An 18715-nucleotide genomic window follows, 5' to 3' on the forward strand; every position below is an offset into this window, starting at 1 on the left:
AGGAATACGTGGATAAAATTTTCGTCGATGAAGCAGTGAGTGAACTGCATACCATTCAGGACATGTTGCGTTGGGCGGTCAGCCGTTTTAGCGCGGCGAACATCTGGTATGGCCATGGCACGGATAACCCATGGGACGAGGCCGTACAGCTGGTGCTGCCGTCACTTTATCTGCCGCTGGATATTCCAGAAGATATGCGTACCGCGCGTCTGACTTCCAGCGAGCGCCATCGCATTGTTGAACGCGTGATTCGCCGCGTCAACGAGCGCATTCCGGTCGCTTATTTGACCAACAAAGCCTGGTTCTGCGGGCATGAGTTTTATGTTGATGAGCGCGTGTTGGTACCACGTTCGCCGATTGGCGAGCTTATTAATAACCGCTTTGCGGGCCTTATTAATGAGCAGCCGCAGCATATCCTGGATATGTGTACCGGGAGCGGCTGTATTGCCATTGCCTGCGCCTATGCTTTCCCGGAGGCTGAAGTGGATGCGGTGGATATTTCCACCGACGCGCTGGCGGTGACCGAACACAATATTGAAGAGCACGGCCTGATCCATCATGTTACGCCGATCCGTTCCGATCTGTTCCGCGATCTGCTGAAAGTCCAGTATGACCTGATTGTGACCAATCCGCCGTATGTCGATGCGGAAGATATGTCCGATCTGCCAAACGAATATCGTCATGAACCTGAGCTGGGTCTGGCGTCCGGCAGCGATGGACTAAAACTTACCCGCCGCATTCTGGGTAACGCTCCGGACTACCTGTCGGATAACGGTATTCTGATTTGTGAAGTCGGAAACAGCATGGTACATCTGATAGAGCAATACCCGGATGTACCGTTCACCTGGCTGGAGTTCGACAACGGCGGTGAAGGTGTATTCATGCTGACCAAAGAGCAGTTAGTTGCTGCTCGCGAGCACTTCAGCATTTATAAAGACTAAATACACGCGCACATACACAACACTCATAACGGAGCCGTGATGGCAGGAAACACAATTGGGCAACTCTTTCGCGTAACCACTTTCGGTGAATCACACGGGCTGGCGCTCGGTTGTATTGTCGATGGTGTTCCGCCGGGCATTTCTCTGACAGAAGCTGACCTGCAGCACGATCTCGACAGACGCCGTCCGGGCACATCGCGCTACACTACGCAGCGTCGTGAGCCGGATCAGGTGAAAATCCTCTCCGGTGTGTTCGAGGGCGTTACCACCGGCACCAGTATTGGCCTGTTGATCGAAAATACCGATCAGCGTTCACAGGATTACGGCGCGATTAAGGACGTTTTTCGTCCAGGACACGCCGACTATACCTATGAGCAGAAATATGGCCTGCGTGACTACCGTGGCGGCGGACGCTCATCCGCACGTGAAACGGCGATGCGCGTTGCGGCCGGAGCGATTGCCAAAAAATATCTGGCGGAAAAGTTCGGCGTTGAAATTCGCGGCTGTCTGACGCAGATGGGTGATATTCCGCTGGAGATCAAAGACTGGTCCCAGGTGGAACTTAACCCGTTCTTTTGTCCAGATCCGGATAAACTCGAGGCGCTGGACGAACTGATGCGTGGGCTGAAGAAAGAGGGCGACTCCATCGGGGCGAAGGTGACCGTAGTTGCAAGCGGCGTACCAGCGGGTCTCGGCGAACCTGTATTTGACCGCCTGGATGCTGATATCGCTCACGCGCTGATGAGCATTAACGCCGTTAAAGGCGTTGAGATTGGCGACGGTTTTGACGTTGTTGCACTGCGCGGCAGCCAGAACCGTGATGAAATCACCAAAGAAGGTTTCCAGAGTAATCATGCGGGCGGCATTCTTGGTGGGATCAGCAGTGGGCAACAAATCATTGCTCATATGGCGCTGAAACCGACCTCGAGTATTACCGTTCCAGGGCGCACTATTAATCGCTTTGGTGAAGAAGTCGAAATGATCACCAAAGGTCGTCACGATCCGTGTGTTGGGATCCGCGCCGTGCCAATCGCCGAGGCGATGCTGGCGAGCGTGTTGATGGATCACCTGCTGCGTCAGCGGGCGCAAAATGCGGACGTAAAGACCGATATTCCACGCTGGTAAGAGATGAAAAAAACGGCACTTGCGGCGCTGGCTCTTTTTGCCAGCACCGCCTGTCTGGCGGCGACGCCCTGGCAGAAAATTACCCATCCGGTTGCAGGCAGCGCGCAGTCTATCGGCGCGTTCTCCAACGGCTGTATTGTTGGCGCAGATACGCTGCCTGTACAGTCAGAACACTATCAGGTGATGCGCACCGATCAGCGCCGTTACTTTGGCCATCCGGACCTGGTGATGTTTATCCAGCGTCTGAGTAATCAAGCCAACAATCTGGGGCTGGGTACGGTGTTAATCGGCGATATGGGCATGCCGGCCGGTGGGCGATTCAATGGCGGTCACGCCAGTCACCAGACGGGACTGGATGTAGATATTTTCCTGCAATTGCCGAAAACCCGCTGGACCCAGTTGCAACTGCTGCGGCCGCAGGCGTTAGATCTGGTCTCACAGGATGGCAAACGTGTCGTGCCGTCACTCTGGAAGCCGGAGATTTTCAGCCTGATCAGGCTGGCGGCAAAAGATAATGAAGTCACGCGTATTTTCGTGAATCCGGCGATTAAGCAGCAACTTTGTCTGGATGCAGGGACCGACAGGGACTGGTTGCGTAAAGTGCGGCCATGGTTCCAGCATCGTGCGCATATGCACGTACGGTTACGTTGTCCTGCCGACAGTCTTGAGTGCGAAGATCAACCGTTACCACCACCGGGTGACGGCTGCGGCGCGGAGCTGCAAAGCTGGTTCGAACCTCCGAAACCTGGAACCACCAAGCCTGAGAAGAAGACACCGCCGCCGTTGCCGCCTTCCTGCCAGGCGCTACTGGACGAGCATGTACTCTAATGGATCATTTTGCCTCTCTGTTTATGGTGTCGCCACTGCTGTTAGGTGTGCTTTTTTTCGTGGCGATGCTGGCAGGTTTTATTGATTCTCTGGCCGGAGGCGGTGGTTTACTCACTATCCCGGCATTGATGGCGGCCGGGATGCCACCCGCGCAAGCGCTGGCCACCAATAAGCTACAGGCCTGTGGAGGATCTATCTCTTCCTCCCTCTATTTTATTCGCCGTGGCGTGGTTAATCTGGCGGATCAGAAGCTCAATATTTTCATGACTTTTATCGGCTCAATGAGCGGCGCGCTGTTGGTTCAGCATGTGCAGTCAGATATTCTGCGCCAGATCCTGCCGGTTCTGGTTATCTGTATTGGCCTTTACTTTCTGTTGATGCCGAAAGTGGGGGAGGAGGACCGCCAGCGTCGGTTGCATGGGTTGCCTTTCGCGCTGGTGGCCGGGGGCTGCGTCGGCTTTTACGATGGCTTTTTTGGTCCGGCTGCGGGGTCGTTCTACGCGCTGGCCTTTGTCATGCTGTGCGGCTACAACCTGGCGAAATCGACGGCCCACGCCAAAGTATTAAATGCCACATCGAATATCGGCGGGCTGTTGCTGTTTGCCCTCGGCGGCAAAGTGATTTGGGCGACCGGATTTGTGATGCTCATTGGCCAGTTTATTGGCGCACGGATGGGCTCACGGCTGGTGCTCAGTAAAGGACAAAAACTCATTCGGCCAATGATCGTCATTGTCTCCGCCGTGATGAGCGCCAAGCTACTTTATGATAATCATGGACAGGAGATTCTCCACTGGCTGGGGATGAACTAATGAATAATACCCATCACTACGAACAGTTAATTGAGATTTTTAACGGCTGCTTTGCCGATGAATTTAATACCCGTCTGATTAAAGGCGATGACGAACCGATCTATCTTCCTGCGGATGCGGAATTACCGTATCACCGTATCGTTTTTGCGCATGGCTATTACGCCAGTGCGTTACACGAAATTTCACACTGGTGCATCGCCGGTAAGGCGCGGCGTGAACTGGTCGACTTCGGTTACTGGTATTGTCCGGACGGACGCGACGCGAAGACGCAATGCCAGTTTGAAGACGTGGAAGTGAAGCCGCAGGCGTTTGACTGGCTGTTTTGCATGGCGGCGGGCTACCCGTTTAACGTCAGTTGCGACAACCTTGAAGGGGACTTTGAACCGGATCGCGTGGTATTCCAGCGCCGTGTTCATGCTCAGGTGATGGAGTACCTGGAAAAGGGGATCCCTGAACGTCCGGCGCGCTTCATTAACGCGTTACAGAATTATTATCACACGCCTGAACTTAAGGCGGAACAATTCCCGTGGCCCGAGGCGCTCAACTGAAGTCGCTGCCACGTTTACAATGAGGAAAGAAGATGATCGCGGAGTTTGAATCACGCATTCTGGCATTAATCGACGATATGGTAGAGCACGCCAGCGATGATGAGTTGTTTGCCAGTGGTTATTTGCGTGGACACCTGACGCTGGCCGTGGCCGAACTGGACGCTGGCGAGGACCATTCCGCTGAGGCATTGTACGCCAATGTGACCAGCAGCCTGGAAAAAGCCATCAGCGCAGGCGAACTATCGCCGCGTGACCAGGCGTTAGTGAAAGAAATGTGGGACACTCTGTTCCAGAAGGCTACTGCACAATAATTGCGGTAAATTGTGCCGGATGGCGACGCTCTGGTGTCTTATCCGGCCAACCTTGTTGGGGTGTTTGTAGGCCTGATAAGCGTAGCGTCATCAGGCCATTCTTTTATTTCACCGCTTTACCCTTCAATAACTTCCTGACCCACAAACGATTTGGATTTAGCGCCGCCAGCGTGCTGGCATCCATGGGAATCGGTTCATTGCTCATTTGCGACGCCAGAATTTCTGCACACAGTGGGGCAGTACACAGCCCGCGCGATCCCAGCGCGCCCAGCATAAATAAATCGGAATAAACCGGCGCGCTTACGGCGTGCTCTTTGTCTGCAGCAAGTGTGGTGTACTGGCTGAGCGTGGCGTCATAGTCCGCGACGTTGCCGACCATTGGCATGTGATCGCGCGTGGCGCAGCGCACCCCGCAGCGGGCGGCATTGTCACTAACGTCTACCTCTTTTGTCCACACAGCGTTCGGGAAGCAGTCGATTAAGCGTTGACGGTTTTGTTGCTGATCGTCCTCGCGATACGCTGTCTCTTCACTCCCACGATGATAGCTGGCGCCAATGCAGTGCTGCTGATTTTGCGGGTTGTGCGGCGTGAGGTAGCCGTCATAGCACAGCACCTGACGTAGCGCTGAAAGTGCAGGTGTGGTGGGAATATGACTCACCTGACCGCCCACGGAGTACACCGGTAGCGGCTGCGTTTGCTCAAAGCTGCTAATGCGATGACCGTTAGCCAGAACGACTGCTGCGTGAGAGGCGGTTTCTCCACTGGAAAACTGCAATTGCCAGCTTGCTGTTTGGCGAGTCAGTGAGGCCAGCGTATGTTGGTAGCGGGTGCGTAATCCCAGGGTTGTTGCATAGTCCAGTACCGCGGCGGTTAACTGCGCCGGGTACAGCCATCCTCCGGTCGGATACTGAATCCCGCCGCATCCGGTTTCCACCCCTGTCGTTTGTAATACCTGTTGTGCGTCAACCCCGACGGCGAGCGCAGTGGGCAGTTCAAGGGACAGCATCTGGGTGATTTTTTGCTGGCTTTTTTCATCCCACGCGAGTTGCGTCACGCCGCACCAGTCATGCGCAAACTCAACGGGGAGGGCATCATACAGTCGACGGGCGAAGGTAAACGCAGTGGGGAAAAAGAGATTAATGGCTGCATCATGTTTGCTAAGTAGGGGGTAGAGCGCCCCCTGGCGATTACCGGATGCGCCCCCGGCAGGTTTATCGTCGGCGCAATACAGCGTGACCTGCCAGCCGCGGCGCAATAACGCCAGTGACAGCAATGCGCTGGCAATTCCTCCACCAATAATGGCGGCTTCGCGCTTATCTGTTCCCGTACGCGCAAACCATGGCGCCGAGGACGTGAGCGCCTGAGTCTGTTCCATCACGCCACAGAGCATTTCGCGTTTGCGCCCAAAGCCTTTACATTTTTGCATTGTAAATCCGGCTTCCTGCAACCCCCGACGAACAAAGCCTGCCGATGTAAAAGTTGCCAGCGTCCCGCCGGGACGAGCCAGTCGGGCCATCGCGTTAAACAGCGTTGGCGTCCACATATCCGGGTTTTTTGCCGGTGCGAAACCGTCCAGGAACCAGGCGTCCACCTTTTGATTCAGAGAGTCATCCAGCGTACTGGTCAGTTCGTTTATATCGCCAAACCACAGATCCAGCGTGACGCGCCCATCATCAAGCAGCAGGCGATGACATCCCGCCAGCGGCAGCAGCCATTGTTCTTGCAGTGCCGTGGCCCACGGGGCAAGTTCTGGCCAGTGCTGGTGGGCTAAGGTGAGATCTTCACGCGTCAGCGGATATTTTTCAAAGCTGATGAAATGTAATCTTTCCAGGGTAGCTTCTGGGTGGGTATCGCGAAAATCGGCAAATGCCTGCCAGAGCGTGAGGAAGTTAAGTCCGGTGCCAAACCCGCTTTCTGCCACCACGAAGAGAGGACGTGAATGCGCAGGGAATCGTTGTGCGAGATGGTTACCGCCGAGAAAGACGTAACGTGTCTCTTCCAGCCCGTTATCATTAGAAAAATAGACATCGTCAAAATCTCGGGAAACAGGTGTACCCTCAGCATTGAATTCAAGGTTGGCAGGTTGTATAGCGTATTGTTTCACGTAAGTTACTCGTCTGACAGGCTGTGCCCCGATCTTAGCGATGAGTGCCTGGCTGCGCAAATTTCCACATAAAATGGCTGATCGGACTTGTTCGGCGTACAAGTGTACGCTATTGTGCCACTCGAAACTTTAAAATAGTGCGACTTACAGAGGTATTGAATGAAACGTGCAGTGATTACTGGCTTGGGCATCGTTTCCAGCATCGGTAATAACCAGCAGGAAGTCCTGGCATCTCTGCGTGAAGGACGTTCAGGGATCACTTTCTCTCAGGAGCTGAAGGACTCCGGCATGCGTAGCCACGTTTGGGGCAACGTAAAACTGGATACCACTGGCCTCATTGACCGCAAAGTAGTGCGCTTCATGAGCGACGCATCCATCTATGCATTCCTATCAATGGAGCAGGCAGTGGCTGATGCCGGCCTTGCTGCAGAAGATTACCAGAACAACCCGCGCGTTGGCCTGATTGCAGGTTCCGGCGGCGGCTCCCCACGTTTTCAGGTGTTCGGCGCTGACGCAATGCGTAGCCCACGTGGTCTGAAAGCGGTTGGCCCGTATGTGGTCACCAAAGCGATGGCGTCCGGCGTTTCTGCCTGCCTCGCAACGCCGTTCAAAATCCACGGCGTAAACTACTCCATCAGCTCTGCCTGTGCGACATCTGCGCACTGCATCGGCAACGCGGTAGAACAAATTCAGCTGGGCAAACAGGATATCGTTTTTGCTGGCGGCGGCGAAGAGCTGTGCTGGGAAATGGCGTGTGAATTCGATGCAATGGGCGCGCTGTCTACCAAATACAACGACGATCCGTCAAAAGCTTCCCGTACCTATGACGCAAACCGCGACGGTTTCGTTATTGCTGGCGGCGGCGGTATGGTCGTGGTTGAAGAACTGGAGCACGCTCTGGCACGTGGCGCGCACATCTATGCGGAAATCGTCGGTTACGGCGCAACGTCCGATGGCGCAGACATGGTTGCTCCGTCTGGCGAAGGCGCAGTACGTTGCATGCAGATGGCGATGCACGGTGTAGATACGCCGATCGACTACCTGAACTCTCACGGTACCTCGACTCCGGTTGGTGACGTGAAAGAACTGGGCGCAATCCGCGAAGTGTTTGGCAACAACAGCCCGGCAATCTCCGCAACCAAAGCGATGACCGGTCACTCACTGGGCGCGGCTGGCGTGCAGGAAGCTATCTACTCTCTGCTGATGCTGGAACATGGCTTTATCGCGCCAAGCATCAACATTGAAGAGCTGGATGAGCAGGCGGCAGGTCTGAACATCGTGACCAAACCGACCGAGCAGGCGCTGACCACCGTGATGTCCAACAGCTTCGGCTTTGGCGGCACCAACGCTACGCTGGTTATGCGTAAGCTGAAGGCGTAAGTCTCAGCTTGAATACGAAAAAAGGGAGCTAACAGGCTCCCTTTTTACTGTGTTTACTTCGGCATTTTTTCGTATTCCGGCGCGATCTCAGCGGACCATGCTCTGGCTCGCGTAATCTCTCCGGCATTGTAAATGGGCTGCTCGTAATGACGACCCGCGTCCCGGACACGATAAATTTTCCACCGTCCTTCCTCCCAACGGGTATATACCTCCAGTTGAATAGGGGCTGACTCAGTGCCTAACTGCAGGTTCAGTTTTTCACCGCCGAGGAATGGCTGCGCCTGTCCAACCCGCAACAGCGGGATCCATGCCGGTGCGTAATCCTGCACATACATAAAGTAGTCCGCTTGCACGATCTCCTGCTCATAAAGCGTATCAATCAGCGCCAGACGCCCGATAACCTCTTTGGCGACATAGCGTTGCAGTAATGCTGATGTTTCGCGGGGCGCATCCGGATCCTGAGTGTAGTTCTTCATCCACGAAAGATAGAACTGTTTCACATCCTGCGTGCTGTCACGGTGAGAAGGGGTACAGCCACAAATCAGCAGGATGAGAACAATCAGTGGAAAGGCTTTCATTACTTCTTCCTGTAAATGGTGTATGACGGCTTTGCGGGTATATTCCCCACAGCGCCCTTGTGAATGTGAACTCGCGTGCGATTTGGCGTAATTGACCGCCACCTTTTTATCCCAACTCATAACGACTCCTGTTAATAACATACGTAATAGCAATTACGTGATGCTTTAACAGTATTTACGCAATTGGAAATGGCAAATAGTGCTATTAATATTCTCAATATATTAAGCTGGGATATTTATTGATTTATATGCTCGATAAATTACGAGTGATCTATTTAATATTCAGTATTACTTGTTTTATCCTCTGGCTGCTGGCGTGGATAGCATGCTGGCCAAATCACGTCTGGCGAGGTTTCGAGCGCCTGCGCAATGAACTGTTCCGCTCTGGGCCAGCTTCGGGTAAATACATTGCGCAGTGAATCGGGTGATAATCCAGCCGCACGAGAAAGATCTCCGAGCGTGATTCCTTTTTTTCCAGTGCACTTTTAATATCTGCACGATGCCAGTCTTGGCTTTTGTGTTCCATTCTGTAATCCTAAGGAAATGTGTTATCGGCGCCGATATTTTTCAGGGTATAAACCAGAGAAACAAAAGAATGTAACTTTCTTTTTTGTCACTGGAATATTGCCAGAATAAAACTGAAATTTCGCGCAAAAGAAAAAATATTTTTTATTCCACAGGCAGAAAGGAAAGAAACTAATGGCAAAAGGTTGGTCACGGTAAAGACGAAAAGTCGTCTTTACCGTGACCAACCTGGTGAGATTTCAGGGTTGACAAATTTAGTGGCTCACAGGCAGACTTCGCACTCAACATTATCTATCTGATAATGCGTAAGCGTTTAACGTTATCCAACGCACCTTAATCCTGAAAGTCAGGTAGAGGGGGCGTGGACATTCCTCGCCTTACTCTGCATTTTGGAGTAACGCATGACAGCTGTAACCCAACAAGAAAAAACACCTTCGGCGAACTTTTCGCTGTTTCGTATCGCTTTTGCAGTTTTCCTGACCTATATGACGGTCGGTCTACCTTTGCCCGTTATTCCTCTGTTTGTGCATCAGGAGCTGGGCTATGGCAACACCATGGTTGGTATCGCCGTAGGCGTACAGTTTCTGGCAACGGTATTAACGCGCGGCTACGCCGGGCGCTTAGCCGATCAATATGGCGCCAAACGTTCGGCGCTACAGGGGATGTTTGCCTGTGGGTTGGCGGGTGCGGCGTGGTTGTTAGCCGCGCTATTGCCTGTCTCTGTCCCTGTAAAATTTGCATTGTTAATCGTCGGGCGTTTGATCCTCGGTTTTGGCGAAAGCCAACTGCTCACCGGAACGCTGACCTGGGGGCTTGGGCTGGTCGGTCCAACACGCTCGGGTAAGGTGATGTCGTGGAACGGGATGGCTATTTACGGTGCGCTGGCCGCCGGTGCGCCGCTGGGCTTGCTGATCCATAGTCACTTTGGCTTTGCGGCGCTGGCGGGAACGACAATGGTATTACCGCTGCTGGCATGGGCATTCAACGGCACCGTTCGCAAAGTGCCTGCTCATGCAGGAGAACGCCCTTCGTTATGGAGCGTGGTAGGGCTTATCTGGAAACCGGGCCTGGGCCTGGCGCTGCAGGGCGTTGGCTTTGCGGTGATCGGTACGTTTATTTCACTCTATTTTGTCAGCAATGGCTGGACGATGGCGGGGTTCACCCTGACCGCGTTTGGCGGGGCGTTTGTGCTGATGCGCATTCTGTTTGGCTGGATGCCGGATCGGTTCGGAGGTGTGAAGGTAGCCGTTGTCTCCTTACTGGTTGAAACCGCGGGGCTGATTCTGCTGTGGCAGGCCCCATCAGCATGGATTGCGCTGCTCGGGGCGGCATTAACCGGGGCAGGATGTTCGCTTATCTTCCCGGCATTGGGCGTAGAGGTTGTGAAGCGAGTGCCCGCGCAGGTTCGCGGTACGGCGCTGGGCGGTTACGCCGCGTTTCAGGATATCTCCTACGGCATAAGCGGCCCGGTCGCCGGGGTGCTGGCCACCGCGTACGGTTATCCCTCGGTATTCCTTGCCGGAGCGATATCCGCCGTGGTGGGGATTGTCGTGACGCTGCTTACGCTGCGCAAAGGTTAAGCGACCAGCCAGAAAATGGCTAATGCGATCATTAACGCGACAAACAGCAGTCCCGGTCGTGCCGACAGAGATTTAACCGTTTCAATCATCGGCGCGAACGGGCTGTAAATAGGTTGAAGATGGCGCGGATCGTTTAGCTCGCGTTCCCGTTCTACGCGGCGCAGGAAGATTTGATTCAGCAAGTCCTGCACCTGCACCGTGGTCAGAATCGTTTGTGGTTGGATCTGATACGTCTGCTGCGCGTACTCTTTTATTGCCGTCAGCTCATTCGGCTCTAATGGCAGCTTCAGGGCTGCCTGGAGCGTTTGTAGCGTCGGGGCGCTTTGCAGGCTGAGCGTCTGGCGCGCCTGCAGCCAGGTGACCAGATGAGTAAACTGTTTGGCGGGGATCAGCTCACCGCTTTTTACGCCAGACAGCTCTAACATTGACTGCCAGATCATCTTACCTGACTCTCCCGTGGCCGCCGCCAGTTTGGTAACCAACTGGTTCAGCGTATTGTGCTCTGCGGGTAATAACGGACGATCGGTGGCCGGGCGCTGTTGCGGCTGCGGTATAGAAAGCTGTCCTTGTTGCAGCAGCGTGAGCACGTTCTTCAACTGCTCAGGCGTGAGCTGGCTGAGCGCCGTTTGCCCATACTGCTGACGGATAAAATCACTTACCGCCTGGCGGTTATTTCCCTGACTCAGTAATTCAGTGAGCTGTGAGAGAACCTGACGATTAGCATGATTTTGCTGAGCAACACCCAGCCGCTGATTCAGGTTTTGCTCCGCGGCAGGAAAGTGACGTGATTGCAGCGGCGTATCACTTTTGACGCCCAGATCGTGCTTCATTCCGGCCCACACCTCGGCGCTTTGCTGTTGGGTGAGTGAAATCAGACGGGTAATCAGTCGTTCCAGCACGGTACGTTGTTGTGTGGATAACGGTTGTTCACCCGCAGCAGAAGGGGCATTTTGGCCTTCGCCGGGAGGGCGTGCGGGTGTACCTGAAATGGGCTGCATCATCTCTGTTCCTTAAATCTGTGCTGACCAGGTCTCGCAGTATGCCTGGCGGCGAGATTATGGCACACTTGCCCGGTTAACTCTCGTTCTCAAACAGGTGCGAAAGACGTGAAAATCCTCGTTGATGAAAATATGCCCTATGCCCGCGAACTGTTCAGTCGTTTGGGGGAGGTCAAAGCGGTTCCCGGTCGCCCGATTCCCGTTGCCGAACTGGATGATGCGGATGCCTTAATGGTGCGCTCGGTGACGAAAGTAAATGAATCACTGCTTAGCGGAAAACCGGTTCAATTTGTCGGCACGGCAACCGCAGGCACGGACCATGTGGATGAAGCATGGCTTGCGCAGTCGAAGATCGGCTTTTCCGCAGCGCCCGGCTGTAACGCGATTGCGGTCGTAGAATATGTTTTTTCAGCGTTGCTGATGCTGGCGGAGCGCGACGGGTTTGCGTTACGCGATCGTACTGTAGGCATCGTAGGCGTGGGCAATGTGGGCGGACGTTTGCAGGCACGTCTGGAAGCACTGGGGATCCGCACGCTGCTGTGCGATCCGCCGCGAGCCGATCGCGGTGACGAGGGAGATTTCCGCTCGCTGGACGAACTGGTAGAGCAAGCCGATGTGTTGACTTTCCATACGCCGTTGTTTAAAGACGGACCGTACAAAACGCTGCACCTGGCAGATGATGCGCTGATTAGCCGGCTGAAGCCGGGCACCATTGTGATCAACGCCTGCCGCGGGCCAGTCATCGACAATACGGCATTGCTGAACCGATTGAATGCCGGGCAGTCGCTGAGCGTCGTGCTGGATGTCTGGGAAGGGGAGCCGGATCTCAATGTGGCATTGCTGGAGAAAGCCGATATCGGCACGGCGCACATTGCCGGGTATACCCTGGAAGGAAAAGCGCGCGGCACCACGCAGGTCTTTGAGGCCTTTAGCAAGTTTATTGGTCGCGAACAACACGTTGCGCTCAATACCCTGTTACCTGCGCCGGAATTTGGTCGTATCACGCTGCATGGCCCGTTAGATCAGCCAACGCTGAAAAGGCTGGTGCATTTAGTGTATGATGTGCGCCGCGATGATGCACCGCTGCGTAAAGTCGCTGGAATTCCGGGTGAGTTTGATAAGCTGCGTAAAAATTATCTTGAGCGCCGTGAATGGTCGTCTTTATACGTGATGTGTGACGACGCAACGGCTGCTGCCTTGCTGTGTAAGCTAGGTTTTAACGCTGTTTATCACCCGGCACATTAATGTCTTCTTAATGCTCCCTGTCGAATAATGCGACAGGGACGCTTACGTATTTCTGGAGTAAATCACCATGTCTGAAGGCTGGAATATTGCCATTCTGGGCGCAACGGGCGCCGTAGGCGAAGCCCTGCTCGATACGCTGGCTGAACGCCAGTTCCCGGTCGGTGAAATTTATGCGCTGGCGCGTAATGAAAGCGCGGGTGAGCATCTGCGTTTTAACGGTAAATCGGTCCTTGTTCAGGACGTTGTAGACTTTGACTGGACGCAGGCGCAACTGGCATTTTTTGTTGCGGGCGCTGAAGCCACCGCCGCATGGGTGGAAGAAGCGACCAATGCCGGTTGCCTGGTTATCGACAGCAGTGGCCTGTTCGCGCTTGAGCCGGACGTTCCGCTGGTGGTTCCGGACGTTAACCCGTTCGTACTGGCGGATTACCGCAACCGCAATGTGATTGCGGTCCCTTCCAGCCTGACCAGCCAACTGCTGTCTGCGCTGAAGCCGCTAATTGATGACGGCGGGCTGTCACGTATTACGGTGACCAATATTATTTCCGCTTCCGCTCACGGTAAAAAAGCCGTAGATGCGCTTGCCGGACAGAGCGCGAAACTACTGAACGGCATCCCTATTGACGATGACGATTTCTTTGGCCGTCAGCTGGCGTTCAACATGCTGCCGATGCTGCCGGATCGCGAAGGTAGCGTGCGCGAAGAGCGCCGTATCGTCGATGAAGTGCGCAAAATTATGCAGGACGACGGGCTACTTATCTCCGCCAGCATCGTGCAGTCGCCGGTATTTTATGGCCACGCACAGATGGTGAATTTTGAAGCTCTGCGTCCGTTGGCGGCGGAAGAAGCACGCGATGCGTTTTCACGCGGTGAGGACGTAGTGTTGTCAGAAGAGACCTATATCCCGACGCAGGTTGGCGATGCGTCAGGTACTCCGCACCTTTCAGTTGGCTGTGTGCATAACGATTACGGGATGCCGGAACAGGTTCAGTTCTGGTCTGTGGCAGACAACGTACGCTTTGGTGGCGCGTTGATGGCGGTAAAAATTGCGGAAAAACTGGTGCAGGAGTACCTGTACTAATGTCTGACCTGCAACAGCCGTCAACCCATAAAATTGCGCTGGGCATTGAGTATGACGGCAGCAAATATTATGGCTGGCAGCGCCAGAACGAAGTGCGTAGCGTTCAGGAAAAACTGGAAAAAGCGCTCTCTCAGGTGGCGAATGAACGCATCACTGTCTTTTGTGCGGGACGCACGGATGCGGGCGTTCATGGCACAGGGCAGGTCGTGCACTTTGAAACGACTGCCCAGCGTAAAGATGCAGCCTGGACACTGGGGGTAAATGCGAATTTACCTGGTGACATCGCTGTGCGCTGGGTGAAAGCTGTACCCGATGATTTCCATGCCCGATTTAGCGCCACGGCTCGCCGTTATCGCTACATCATCTACAATCATCGGTTGCGCCCTGCGGTTTTAGGTAAAGGGGTAACCCATTACTATGAACCGCTGGACGCTGAGCGTATGCATCGTGCGGCCCAGTGTTTGATTGGCGAAAATGATTTTACTTCGTTTCGGGCGGTGCAGTGTCAGTCGCGCACACCGTGGCGTAACGTGATGCACATTAACGTTGAACGTTTTGGTGCATATGTGGTGGTGGATATTAAAGCGAATGCCTTTGTACATCATATGGTCAGGAATATTGTCGGCAGCCTGATGGAAGTAGGCGCCAACAACCAGCCGGAGAGCTGGATAGCAGAACTGCTAGCGGCGAAGGACAGAACGCTGGCAGCGGCAACGGCGAAAGCGGAAGGACTGTATCTGGTTGCAGTAGATTACCCGGAACGGTTCGACCTGCCAAAACCGCCTATGGGCCCGCTATTTCTGGCGGACTAATTTGAGTCGTATAAAGGCAAAACTATGGACCTGATTTACTTTCTTATCGATTTTATCCTGCACATTGATGTGCATCTGGCGGAGCTGGTTGCGGAATACGGTATCTGGGTATACGCGATTCTGTTTCTGATCCTGTTCTGCGAAACCGGGCTGGTGGTGACGCCGTTCCTGCCGGGAGACTCGCTGCTGTTTGTCGCTGGCGCGCTTTCTGCGCTGCCAACTAACGATCTCAATGTTCATCTGATGGTGATGTTGATGATTGTGGCGGCGATTATCGGCGATGCGGTGAACTACACGATTGGTCGTTTGTTCGGTGAAAAACTCTTCAGTAACCCGAACTCTAAAATTTTCCGTCGCAGTTACCTGGATAAAACCCATGCGTTCTACGAGCGTCATGGCGGCAAAACGATTATCCTCGCGCGTTTCGTACCTATTGTGCGTACATTTGCACCGTTTGTTGCCGGTATGGGGCACATGTCCTACCGTCATTTTGCGATGTATAACGTCGCAGGCGCGCTGCTGTGGGTATTGCTGTTCACCTATGCAGGCTATCTGTTCGGCGATCTGCCGATCGTTCAGGAAAACCTGAAATTACTGATTGTGGCGATCATCGTCCTTTCCGTATTGCCGGGCATAATTGAAGTGATTCGCCATAAACGCGCTGCGTCACGGGCTGCAAAATAGAAAGTAACTCAGCGGTTCGACCACTTTTTTATCCAAAGTTTCGGGCTGTTATGTTTTAATGTGCAACATTCATGGTCTGTTAGGGGCAAAAATGGCATTATGCGCCCCTTATAACAAAGCTGACTAGGGTTCAGGCAGAAAGGTCACCAATGAGCTGGATTGAACGAATTAAAAGCAACATTACTCCCACCCGCAAGGCAAGCATTCCTGAAGGGGTGTGGACCAAGTGTGATAGCTGCGGTCAGGTTTTATACCGTGCTGAGCTGGAACGTAATCTTGAGGTCTGTCCGAAGTGTGACCATCATATGCGCATGTCGGCGCGCAATCGCCTGCATAGCCTGTTAGATGAAGGTTCTCTTGTGGAACTGGGTAGCGAGCTTGAGCCGAAAGATGTGCTGAAGTTTCGTGACTCCAAAAAGTACAAAGACAGACTGGCTTCTGCGCAGAAAGAAACTGGCGAGAAAGATGCGCTGGTGGTAATGAAAGGCACGCTGCACGGTATGCCGGTCGTTGCTGCTGCATTCGAGTTCGCGTTTATGGGCGGCTCCATGGGCTCTGTGGTCGGCGCGCGTTTTGTCCGTGCCGTTGAGCAGGCGCTGGAAGATAACTGTCCGCTGATCTGCTTCTCCGCTTCTGGCGGGGCGCGTATGCAGGAAGCGCTGATGTCTCTGATGCAGATGGCGAAAACCTCTGCTGCGCTGGCGAAAATGCAGGAACGCGGTTTACCGTATATTTCTGTACTGACCGACCCAACAATGGGCGGTGTTTCTGCTAGCTTCGCGATGCTGGGCGATCTCAATATTGCAGAACCGAAAGCACTGATCGGCTTTGCTGGTCCGCGTGTTATCGAGCAAACCGTACGTGAGAAACTGCCGCCGGGATTCCAGCGTAGCGAGTTCCTGATTGAAAAAGGCGCTATCGATATGATCGTCCGCCGTCCGGAAATGCGCCTGAAACTGGCAAGCATTCTGGCGAAGCTGATGAATCTTCCTATGCCGAATCCGGATGAGCCGCGTGAAGGCGAGGTGGTACCTCCGGTTCCCGATCAGGAATCAGAGGCCTGATAGTTTACTCTATGGGTTTCGGGTTGCAGGCAGGCGATAAGAGAGTAGATCCCGATGAGCTTACACAGGTAAGTGATTCGGGTGAGCGAGCACAGCCAACGCATCTGCAACGTGTAAAAAAGGGCAGGCCGGTTGGTGCTGCCCTTTTGCTTTTCTCAACGTAAAGAATCTACAGCCATCATGGACAATAAACGTATTCCTCAAGCCGCGTCGCCCCTGGCATCGTGGCTTTCTTATCTGGAAAACCTGCACAGTAAAACCATCGATCTCGGCCTGGAACGCGTAAGTCAGGTGGCGCGCAAACTGGGTGTGTTGAAACCCGCGCCATTTGTTTTTACGGTGGCAGGAACCAATGGGAAAGGCACAACCTGCCGTACGCTGGAATCTGTGCTGACCGCAGCAGGTTATAAAGTTGGCGTTTACAGTTCGCCGCATCTGGTACGCTACACGGAACGCGTACGCGTGCAGGGACGTGAACTGCCGGAATCAGCGCATACCGCCTCGTTTGCTGAGATTGAAGACGCGCGTGGCGATATTTCCCTGACCTACTTTGAATACGGCACGTTATCGGCGCTCTGGCTGTTTAAACAGGCCCAACTGGATGTCGTCATTCTGGAAGTTGGGTTAGGCGGTCGCCTTGACGCGACCAATATCGTGGATGCCGATGTTGCGGTGGTCACCAGTATTGCGCTTGACCATACTGACTGGCTGGGCCCGGATCGCGAAAGCATTGGTCGTGAGAAGGCGGGAATTTTCCGTGCAGAGAAACCGGCTATCGTCGGCGAGCCGGAAATGCCTTACACCATCGCCGATGTTGCACAAGAGAGCGGGGCGATTTTGCAACGCTGCGGCGTGGACTGGCGCTATGCGGTTACGGAGAACGACTGGTCCTTTACGGACGATCACGGCACGTTGGCGCACCTGCCGTTGCCGCAGGTCCCGCAACCTAACGCCGCGACCGCACTGGCAGCACTGCGCGCAAGCGGGCTTAACGTCAGCGAGCAGGCCATTCGTGACGGTATTGAACAGGCGATTTTACCGGGGCGCTTCCAGATTGTGAGCGAGTCGCCGCGGGTGATTTTTGATGTTGCCCATAACCCGCATGCGGCGGAGTATCTGACCGGCCGTCTGAAAAAATTAGTGAAAAGCGGGCGTGTACTTGCGGTTATCGGTATGCTACATGATAAAGATATTGCCGGTACGTTAGCCTGGTTAAAAAGCGTGGTTGACGCCTGGTACTGTGCGCCCCTGGAAGGGCCGCGTGGTGCTACTGCAGAACAACTGCTGGAGCATCTGGGCAAAGGCTACGCCTATGACAGCGTGGCGCAGGCATGGTCTGCGGCGCTAGCTGAGGCGAAGCCAGAAGATACCGTGTTGGTGTGTGGATCGTTTCACACTGTCGCACATGTCATGGAAGTGATAGACGTGGGGAGAAGCGGTGGCGAGTAAGTTTCAGAATCGATTAGTCGGCACAATTGTGCTGGTCGCGCTGGGGGTGATTGTGCTCCCCGGTCTGCTTGACGGGCAGAAAAAGCATTATCAGGATGAGTTTGCGGCGATCCCGCTGGTGCCGAAACCCGGCGATCGCGATGAACCAGACATGATGCCTGCAGCAACGCAGGCGCTGCCGACGCAGCCACCGGAAGGGGCGGCTGAAGAGGTGCGCGCGGGCGATGCTGCCGCGCCATCGTTGGATCCGTCACGTTTGACGACGGCAAACAGCGCGGAGTTAGATCCTGTCCCCGCGCCTGTAGAACAGCCGAAACCCAAACCGAAGCCGCAGCCGATTGCCGTCGCTCCGACGCCAGCACCGGCTCCAGCGCCGAAACCGGCCGCGGTGGAACCGCCAGCGCCAACCGGCAAAGCGTACGTTGTACAGCTCGGTGCGCTGAAAAATGCGGATAAGGTCAATGAGATCGTGGGTAAACTTCGTGGCGCGGGCTTCCGGGTATATACTTCCCCGTCAACGCCGGTGCAGGGTAAAATAACCCGTATTCTCGTAGGACCTGACGCCTCCAAAGATAAGCTGAAGAACTCGCTGGGCGAGCTGCAGAAGATCTCCGGTCTGAGTGGCGTAGTGATGGGGTACACCCCTAATTAAG

Annotated in this window: 18 protein-coding genes and 2 pseudogenes; 15 read left to right on the plus strand and 5 right to left on the minus strand. The window is 54.3% G+C overall.

What is annotated here, in order from left to right:
- Positions 1-8: 8 nt before the first annotated feature.
- From prmB to OGV93_RS02430, 6 genes are read left to right on the plus strand one after another with little or no spacing between them, the layout of a single operon-like run.
- On the plus strand, positions 9-941 hold the full coding sequence (prmB, locus tag OGV93_RS02405; protein WP_016157058.1) for a 50S ribosomal protein L3 N(5)-glutamine methyltransferase: 933 nt from the start codon (positions 9-11) through the stop codon (positions 939-941).
- A gap of 39 nt (positions 942-980) precedes the next feature.
- Positions 981-2066 carry a chorismate synthase gene (gene aroC, locus OGV93_RS02410; RefSeq protein ID WP_287109336.1) on the plus strand — a complete coding sequence of 362 codons (1086 nt, stop codon included), beginning with the start codon at positions 981-983 and terminating at the stop codon, positions 2064-2066.
- Between the two features lie 3 nt (positions 2067-2069).
- A complete protein-coding gene (mepA, locus tag OGV93_RS02415; protein ID WP_046275566.1) occupies positions 2070-2894 on the plus strand; it encodes a penicillin-insensitive murein endopeptidase in 825 nt (274 codons plus the stop codon).
- Complete coding sequence (locus OGV93_RS02420; RefSeq protein ID WP_016153874.1) at positions 2894-3703, plus strand: sulfite exporter TauE/SafE family protein; 810 nt, start codon at positions 2894-2896, stop codon at positions 3701-3703. The genes mepA and OGV93_RS02420 overlap by 1 nt, the downstream gene beginning before the upstream one ends.
- On the plus strand, positions 3703-4251 hold the full coding sequence (locus OGV93_RS02425; RefSeq protein ID WP_016153873.1) for an elongation factor P hydroxylase: 549 nt from the start codon (positions 3703-3705) through the stop codon (positions 4249-4251). The genes OGV93_RS02420 and OGV93_RS02425 overlap by 1 nt, the downstream gene beginning before the upstream one ends.
- Positions 4252-4283: 32 nt before the next feature.
- The gene (locus OGV93_RS02430; protein WP_016157057.1) at positions 4284-4562 is read left to right on the plus strand and encodes a YfcL family protein; all 279 of its coding nucleotides are present in this window, start codon (positions 4284-4286) and stop codon (positions 4560-4562) included.
- A 103-nt stretch (positions 4563-4665) separates the two neighbouring features.
- Here the strand turns inward: OGV93_RS02430 and mnmC are convergent, their stop codons facing one another.
- On the minus strand, positions 4666-6666 hold the full coding sequence (mnmC, locus tag OGV93_RS02435) for a bifunctional tRNA (5-methylaminomethyl-2-thiouridine)(34)-methyltransferase MnmC2/FAD-dependent 5-carboxymethylaminomethyl-2-thiouridine(34) oxidoreductase MnmC1 (protein ID WP_287109337.1): 2001 nt from the start codon (positions 6664-6666) through the stop codon (positions 4666-4668).
- 159 nt (positions 6667-6825) lie between these two features.
- Here mnmC and fabB point away from each other — a divergent pair, with 159 nt between their 5' ends.
- Entirely contained in the window at positions 6826-8046 is a 1221-nt protein-coding gene (gene fabB / locus OGV93_RS02440) for a beta-ketoacyl-ACP synthase I (protein WP_016157055.1), read from the plus strand.
- A gap of 53 nt (positions 8047-8099) precedes the next feature.
- Here the strand turns inward: fabB and OGV93_RS02445 are convergent, their stop codons facing one another.
- The 3 genes and pseudogenes from OGV93_RS02445 to OGV93_RS02455 form a co-directional block, all read right to left on the minus strand.
- A complete protein-coding gene (locus tag OGV93_RS02445; protein ID WP_047358791.1) occupies positions 8100-8624 on the minus strand; it encodes a YqhG/Tai3 family protein in 525 nt (174 codons plus the stop codon).
- Positions 8625-8648: 24 nt separating this feature from the next.
- Positions 8649-8744 (minus strand): annotated as a pseudogene (locus tag OGV93_RS02450) (hypothetical protein); the annotation flags it as partial.
- Between the two features lie 155 nt (positions 8745-8899).
- A pseudogene (locus OGV93_RS02455) lies at positions 8900-9150 on the minus strand (helix-turn-helix domain-containing protein).
- Positions 9151-9550: 400 nt separating this feature from the next.
- On the opposite strand from OGV93_RS02455, the gene OGV93_RS02460 reads away from it, so the two are divergent.
- Entirely contained in the window at positions 9551-10729 is a 1179-nt protein-coding gene (locus OGV93_RS02460; protein ID WP_016153865.1) for an MFS transporter, read from the plus strand.
- Here the strand turns inward: OGV93_RS02460 and flk are convergent.
- Positions 10726-11727: a flagella biosynthesis regulator Flk gene (gene flk, locus OGV93_RS02465; RefSeq protein ID WP_016153864.1), complete on the minus strand. Its 1002-nt coding sequence runs from the start codon at positions 11725-11727 to the stop codon at positions 10726-10728. The two genes, OGV93_RS02460 and flk, sit on opposite strands and share 4 nt — an antisense overlap.
- Before the next feature lie 108 nt (positions 11728-11835).
- Here flk and pdxB point away from each other — a divergent pair, with 108 nt between their 5' ends.
- The 7 genes from pdxB to dedD all read left to right on the plus strand — a co-directional run bounded on the left by pdxB (position 11836) and on the right by dedD (position 18714).
- On the plus strand, positions 11836-12972 hold the full coding sequence (pdxB, locus tag OGV93_RS02470) for a 4-phosphoerythronate dehydrogenase PdxB (protein WP_016153863.1): 1137 nt from the start codon (positions 11836-11838) through the stop codon (positions 12970-12972).
- 67 nt (positions 12973-13039) lie between these two features.
- Positions 13040-14053 carry an aspartate-semialdehyde dehydrogenase gene (locus OGV93_RS02475; protein WP_131405184.1) on the plus strand — a complete coding sequence of 338 codons (1014 nt, stop codon included), beginning with the start codon at positions 13040-13042 and terminating at the stop codon, positions 14051-14053.
- The gene (gene truA, locus OGV93_RS02480) at positions 14053-14865 is read left to right on the plus strand and encodes a tRNA pseudouridine(38-40) synthase TruA (protein WP_016157050.1); all 813 of its coding nucleotides are present in this window, start codon (positions 14053-14055) and stop codon (positions 14863-14865) included. The genes OGV93_RS02475 and truA overlap by 1 nt, the downstream gene beginning before the upstream one ends.
- A gap of 24 nt (positions 14866-14889) precedes the next feature.
- The gene (locus tag OGV93_RS02485) at positions 14890-15549 is read left to right on the plus strand and encodes a DedA family protein (protein WP_016153860.1); all 660 of its coding nucleotides are present in this window, start codon (positions 14890-14892) and stop codon (positions 15547-15549) included.
- A 149-nt stretch (positions 15550-15698) separates the two neighbouring features.
- The gene (gene accD, locus OGV93_RS02490; protein ID WP_287109338.1) at positions 15699-16613 is read left to right on the plus strand and encodes an acetyl-CoA carboxylase, carboxyltransferase subunit beta; all 915 of its coding nucleotides are present in this window, start codon (positions 15699-15701) and stop codon (positions 16611-16613) included.
- 180 nt (positions 16614-16793) lie between these two features.
- Positions 16794-18062 (plus strand): bifunctional tetrahydrofolate synthase/dihydrofolate synthase, encoded by a 1269-nt coding sequence (gene folC, locus OGV93_RS02495; protein WP_047500877.1) that lies wholly within the window; start codon positions 16794-16796, stop codon positions 18060-18062.
- The gene (dedD, locus tag OGV93_RS02500) at positions 18052-18714 is read left to right on the plus strand and encodes a cell division protein DedD (RefSeq protein WP_200013523.1); all 663 of its coding nucleotides are present in this window, start codon (positions 18052-18054) and stop codon (positions 18712-18714) included. The genes folC and dedD overlap by 11 nt, the downstream gene beginning before the upstream one ends.
- The last annotated feature ends 1 nt before the right edge of the window (position 18715 follow it).

This window comes from Citrobacter sp. Cb031, assembly GCF_030336725.1.
Lineage (GTDB): Bacteria > Pseudomonadota > Gammaproteobacteria > Enterobacterales > Enterobacteriaceae > Citrobacter > Citrobacter braakii.

What these genes read in the sequence shown, in the direction of transcription:
- aroC (WP_287109336.1), top strand. Translation starts at nt 981, where the DNA reads ATGGCAGGAAACACAATTGGGCAACTCTTTCGCGTAACCACTTTCGGT.
- mepA (WP_046275566.1), top strand. Translation starts at nt 2,070, where the DNA reads ATGAAAAAAACGGCACTTGCGGCGCTGGCTCTTTTTGCCAGCACCGCC.
- OGV93_RS02420 (WP_016153874.1), top strand. Translation starts at nt 2,894, where the DNA reads ATGGATCATTTTGCCTCTCTGTTTATGGTGTCGCCACTGCTGTTAGGT.
- OGV93_RS02425 (WP_016153873.1), top strand. Translation starts at nt 3,703, where the DNA reads ATGAATAATACCCATCACTACGAACAGTTAATTGAGATTTTTAACGGC.
- OGV93_RS02430 (WP_016157057.1), top strand. Translation starts at nt 4,284, where the DNA reads ATGATCGCGGAGTTTGAATCACGCATTCTGGCATTAATCGACGATATG.
- fabB (WP_016157055.1), top strand. Translation starts at nt 6,826, where the DNA reads ATGAAACGTGCAGTGATTACTGGCTTGGGCATCGTTTCCAGCATCGGT.
- OGV93_RS02445 (WP_047358791.1), bottom strand. Translation starts at nt 8,624, where the DNA reads ATGAAAGCCTTTCCACTGATTGTTCTCATCCTGCTGATTTGTGGCTGT.
- OGV93_RS02460 (WP_016153865.1), top strand. Translation starts at nt 9,551, where the DNA reads ATGACAGCTGTAACCCAACAAGAAAAAACACCTTCGGCGAACTTTTCG.
- flk (WP_016153864.1), bottom strand. Translation starts at nt 11,727, where the DNA reads ATGCAGCCCATTTCAGGTACACCCGCACGCCCTCCCGGCGAAGGCCAA.
- OGV93_RS02475 (WP_131405184.1), top strand. Translation starts at nt 13,040, where the DNA reads ATGTCTGAAGGCTGGAATATTGCCATTCTGGGCGCAACGGGCGCCGTA.
- truA (WP_016157050.1), top strand. Translation starts at nt 14,053, where the DNA reads ATGTCTGACCTGCAACAGCCGTCAACCCATAAAATTGCGCTGGGCATT.
- OGV93_RS02485 (WP_016153860.1), top strand. Translation starts at nt 14,890, where the DNA reads ATGGACCTGATTTACTTTCTTATCGATTTTATCCTGCACATTGATGTG.
- accD (WP_287109338.1), top strand. Translation starts at nt 15,699, where the DNA reads ATGAGCTGGATTGAACGAATTAAAAGCAACATTACTCCCACCCGCAAG.
- folC (WP_047500877.1), top strand. Translation starts at nt 16,794, where the DNA reads ATGGACAATAAACGTATTCCTCAAGCCGCGTCGCCCCTGGCATCGTGG.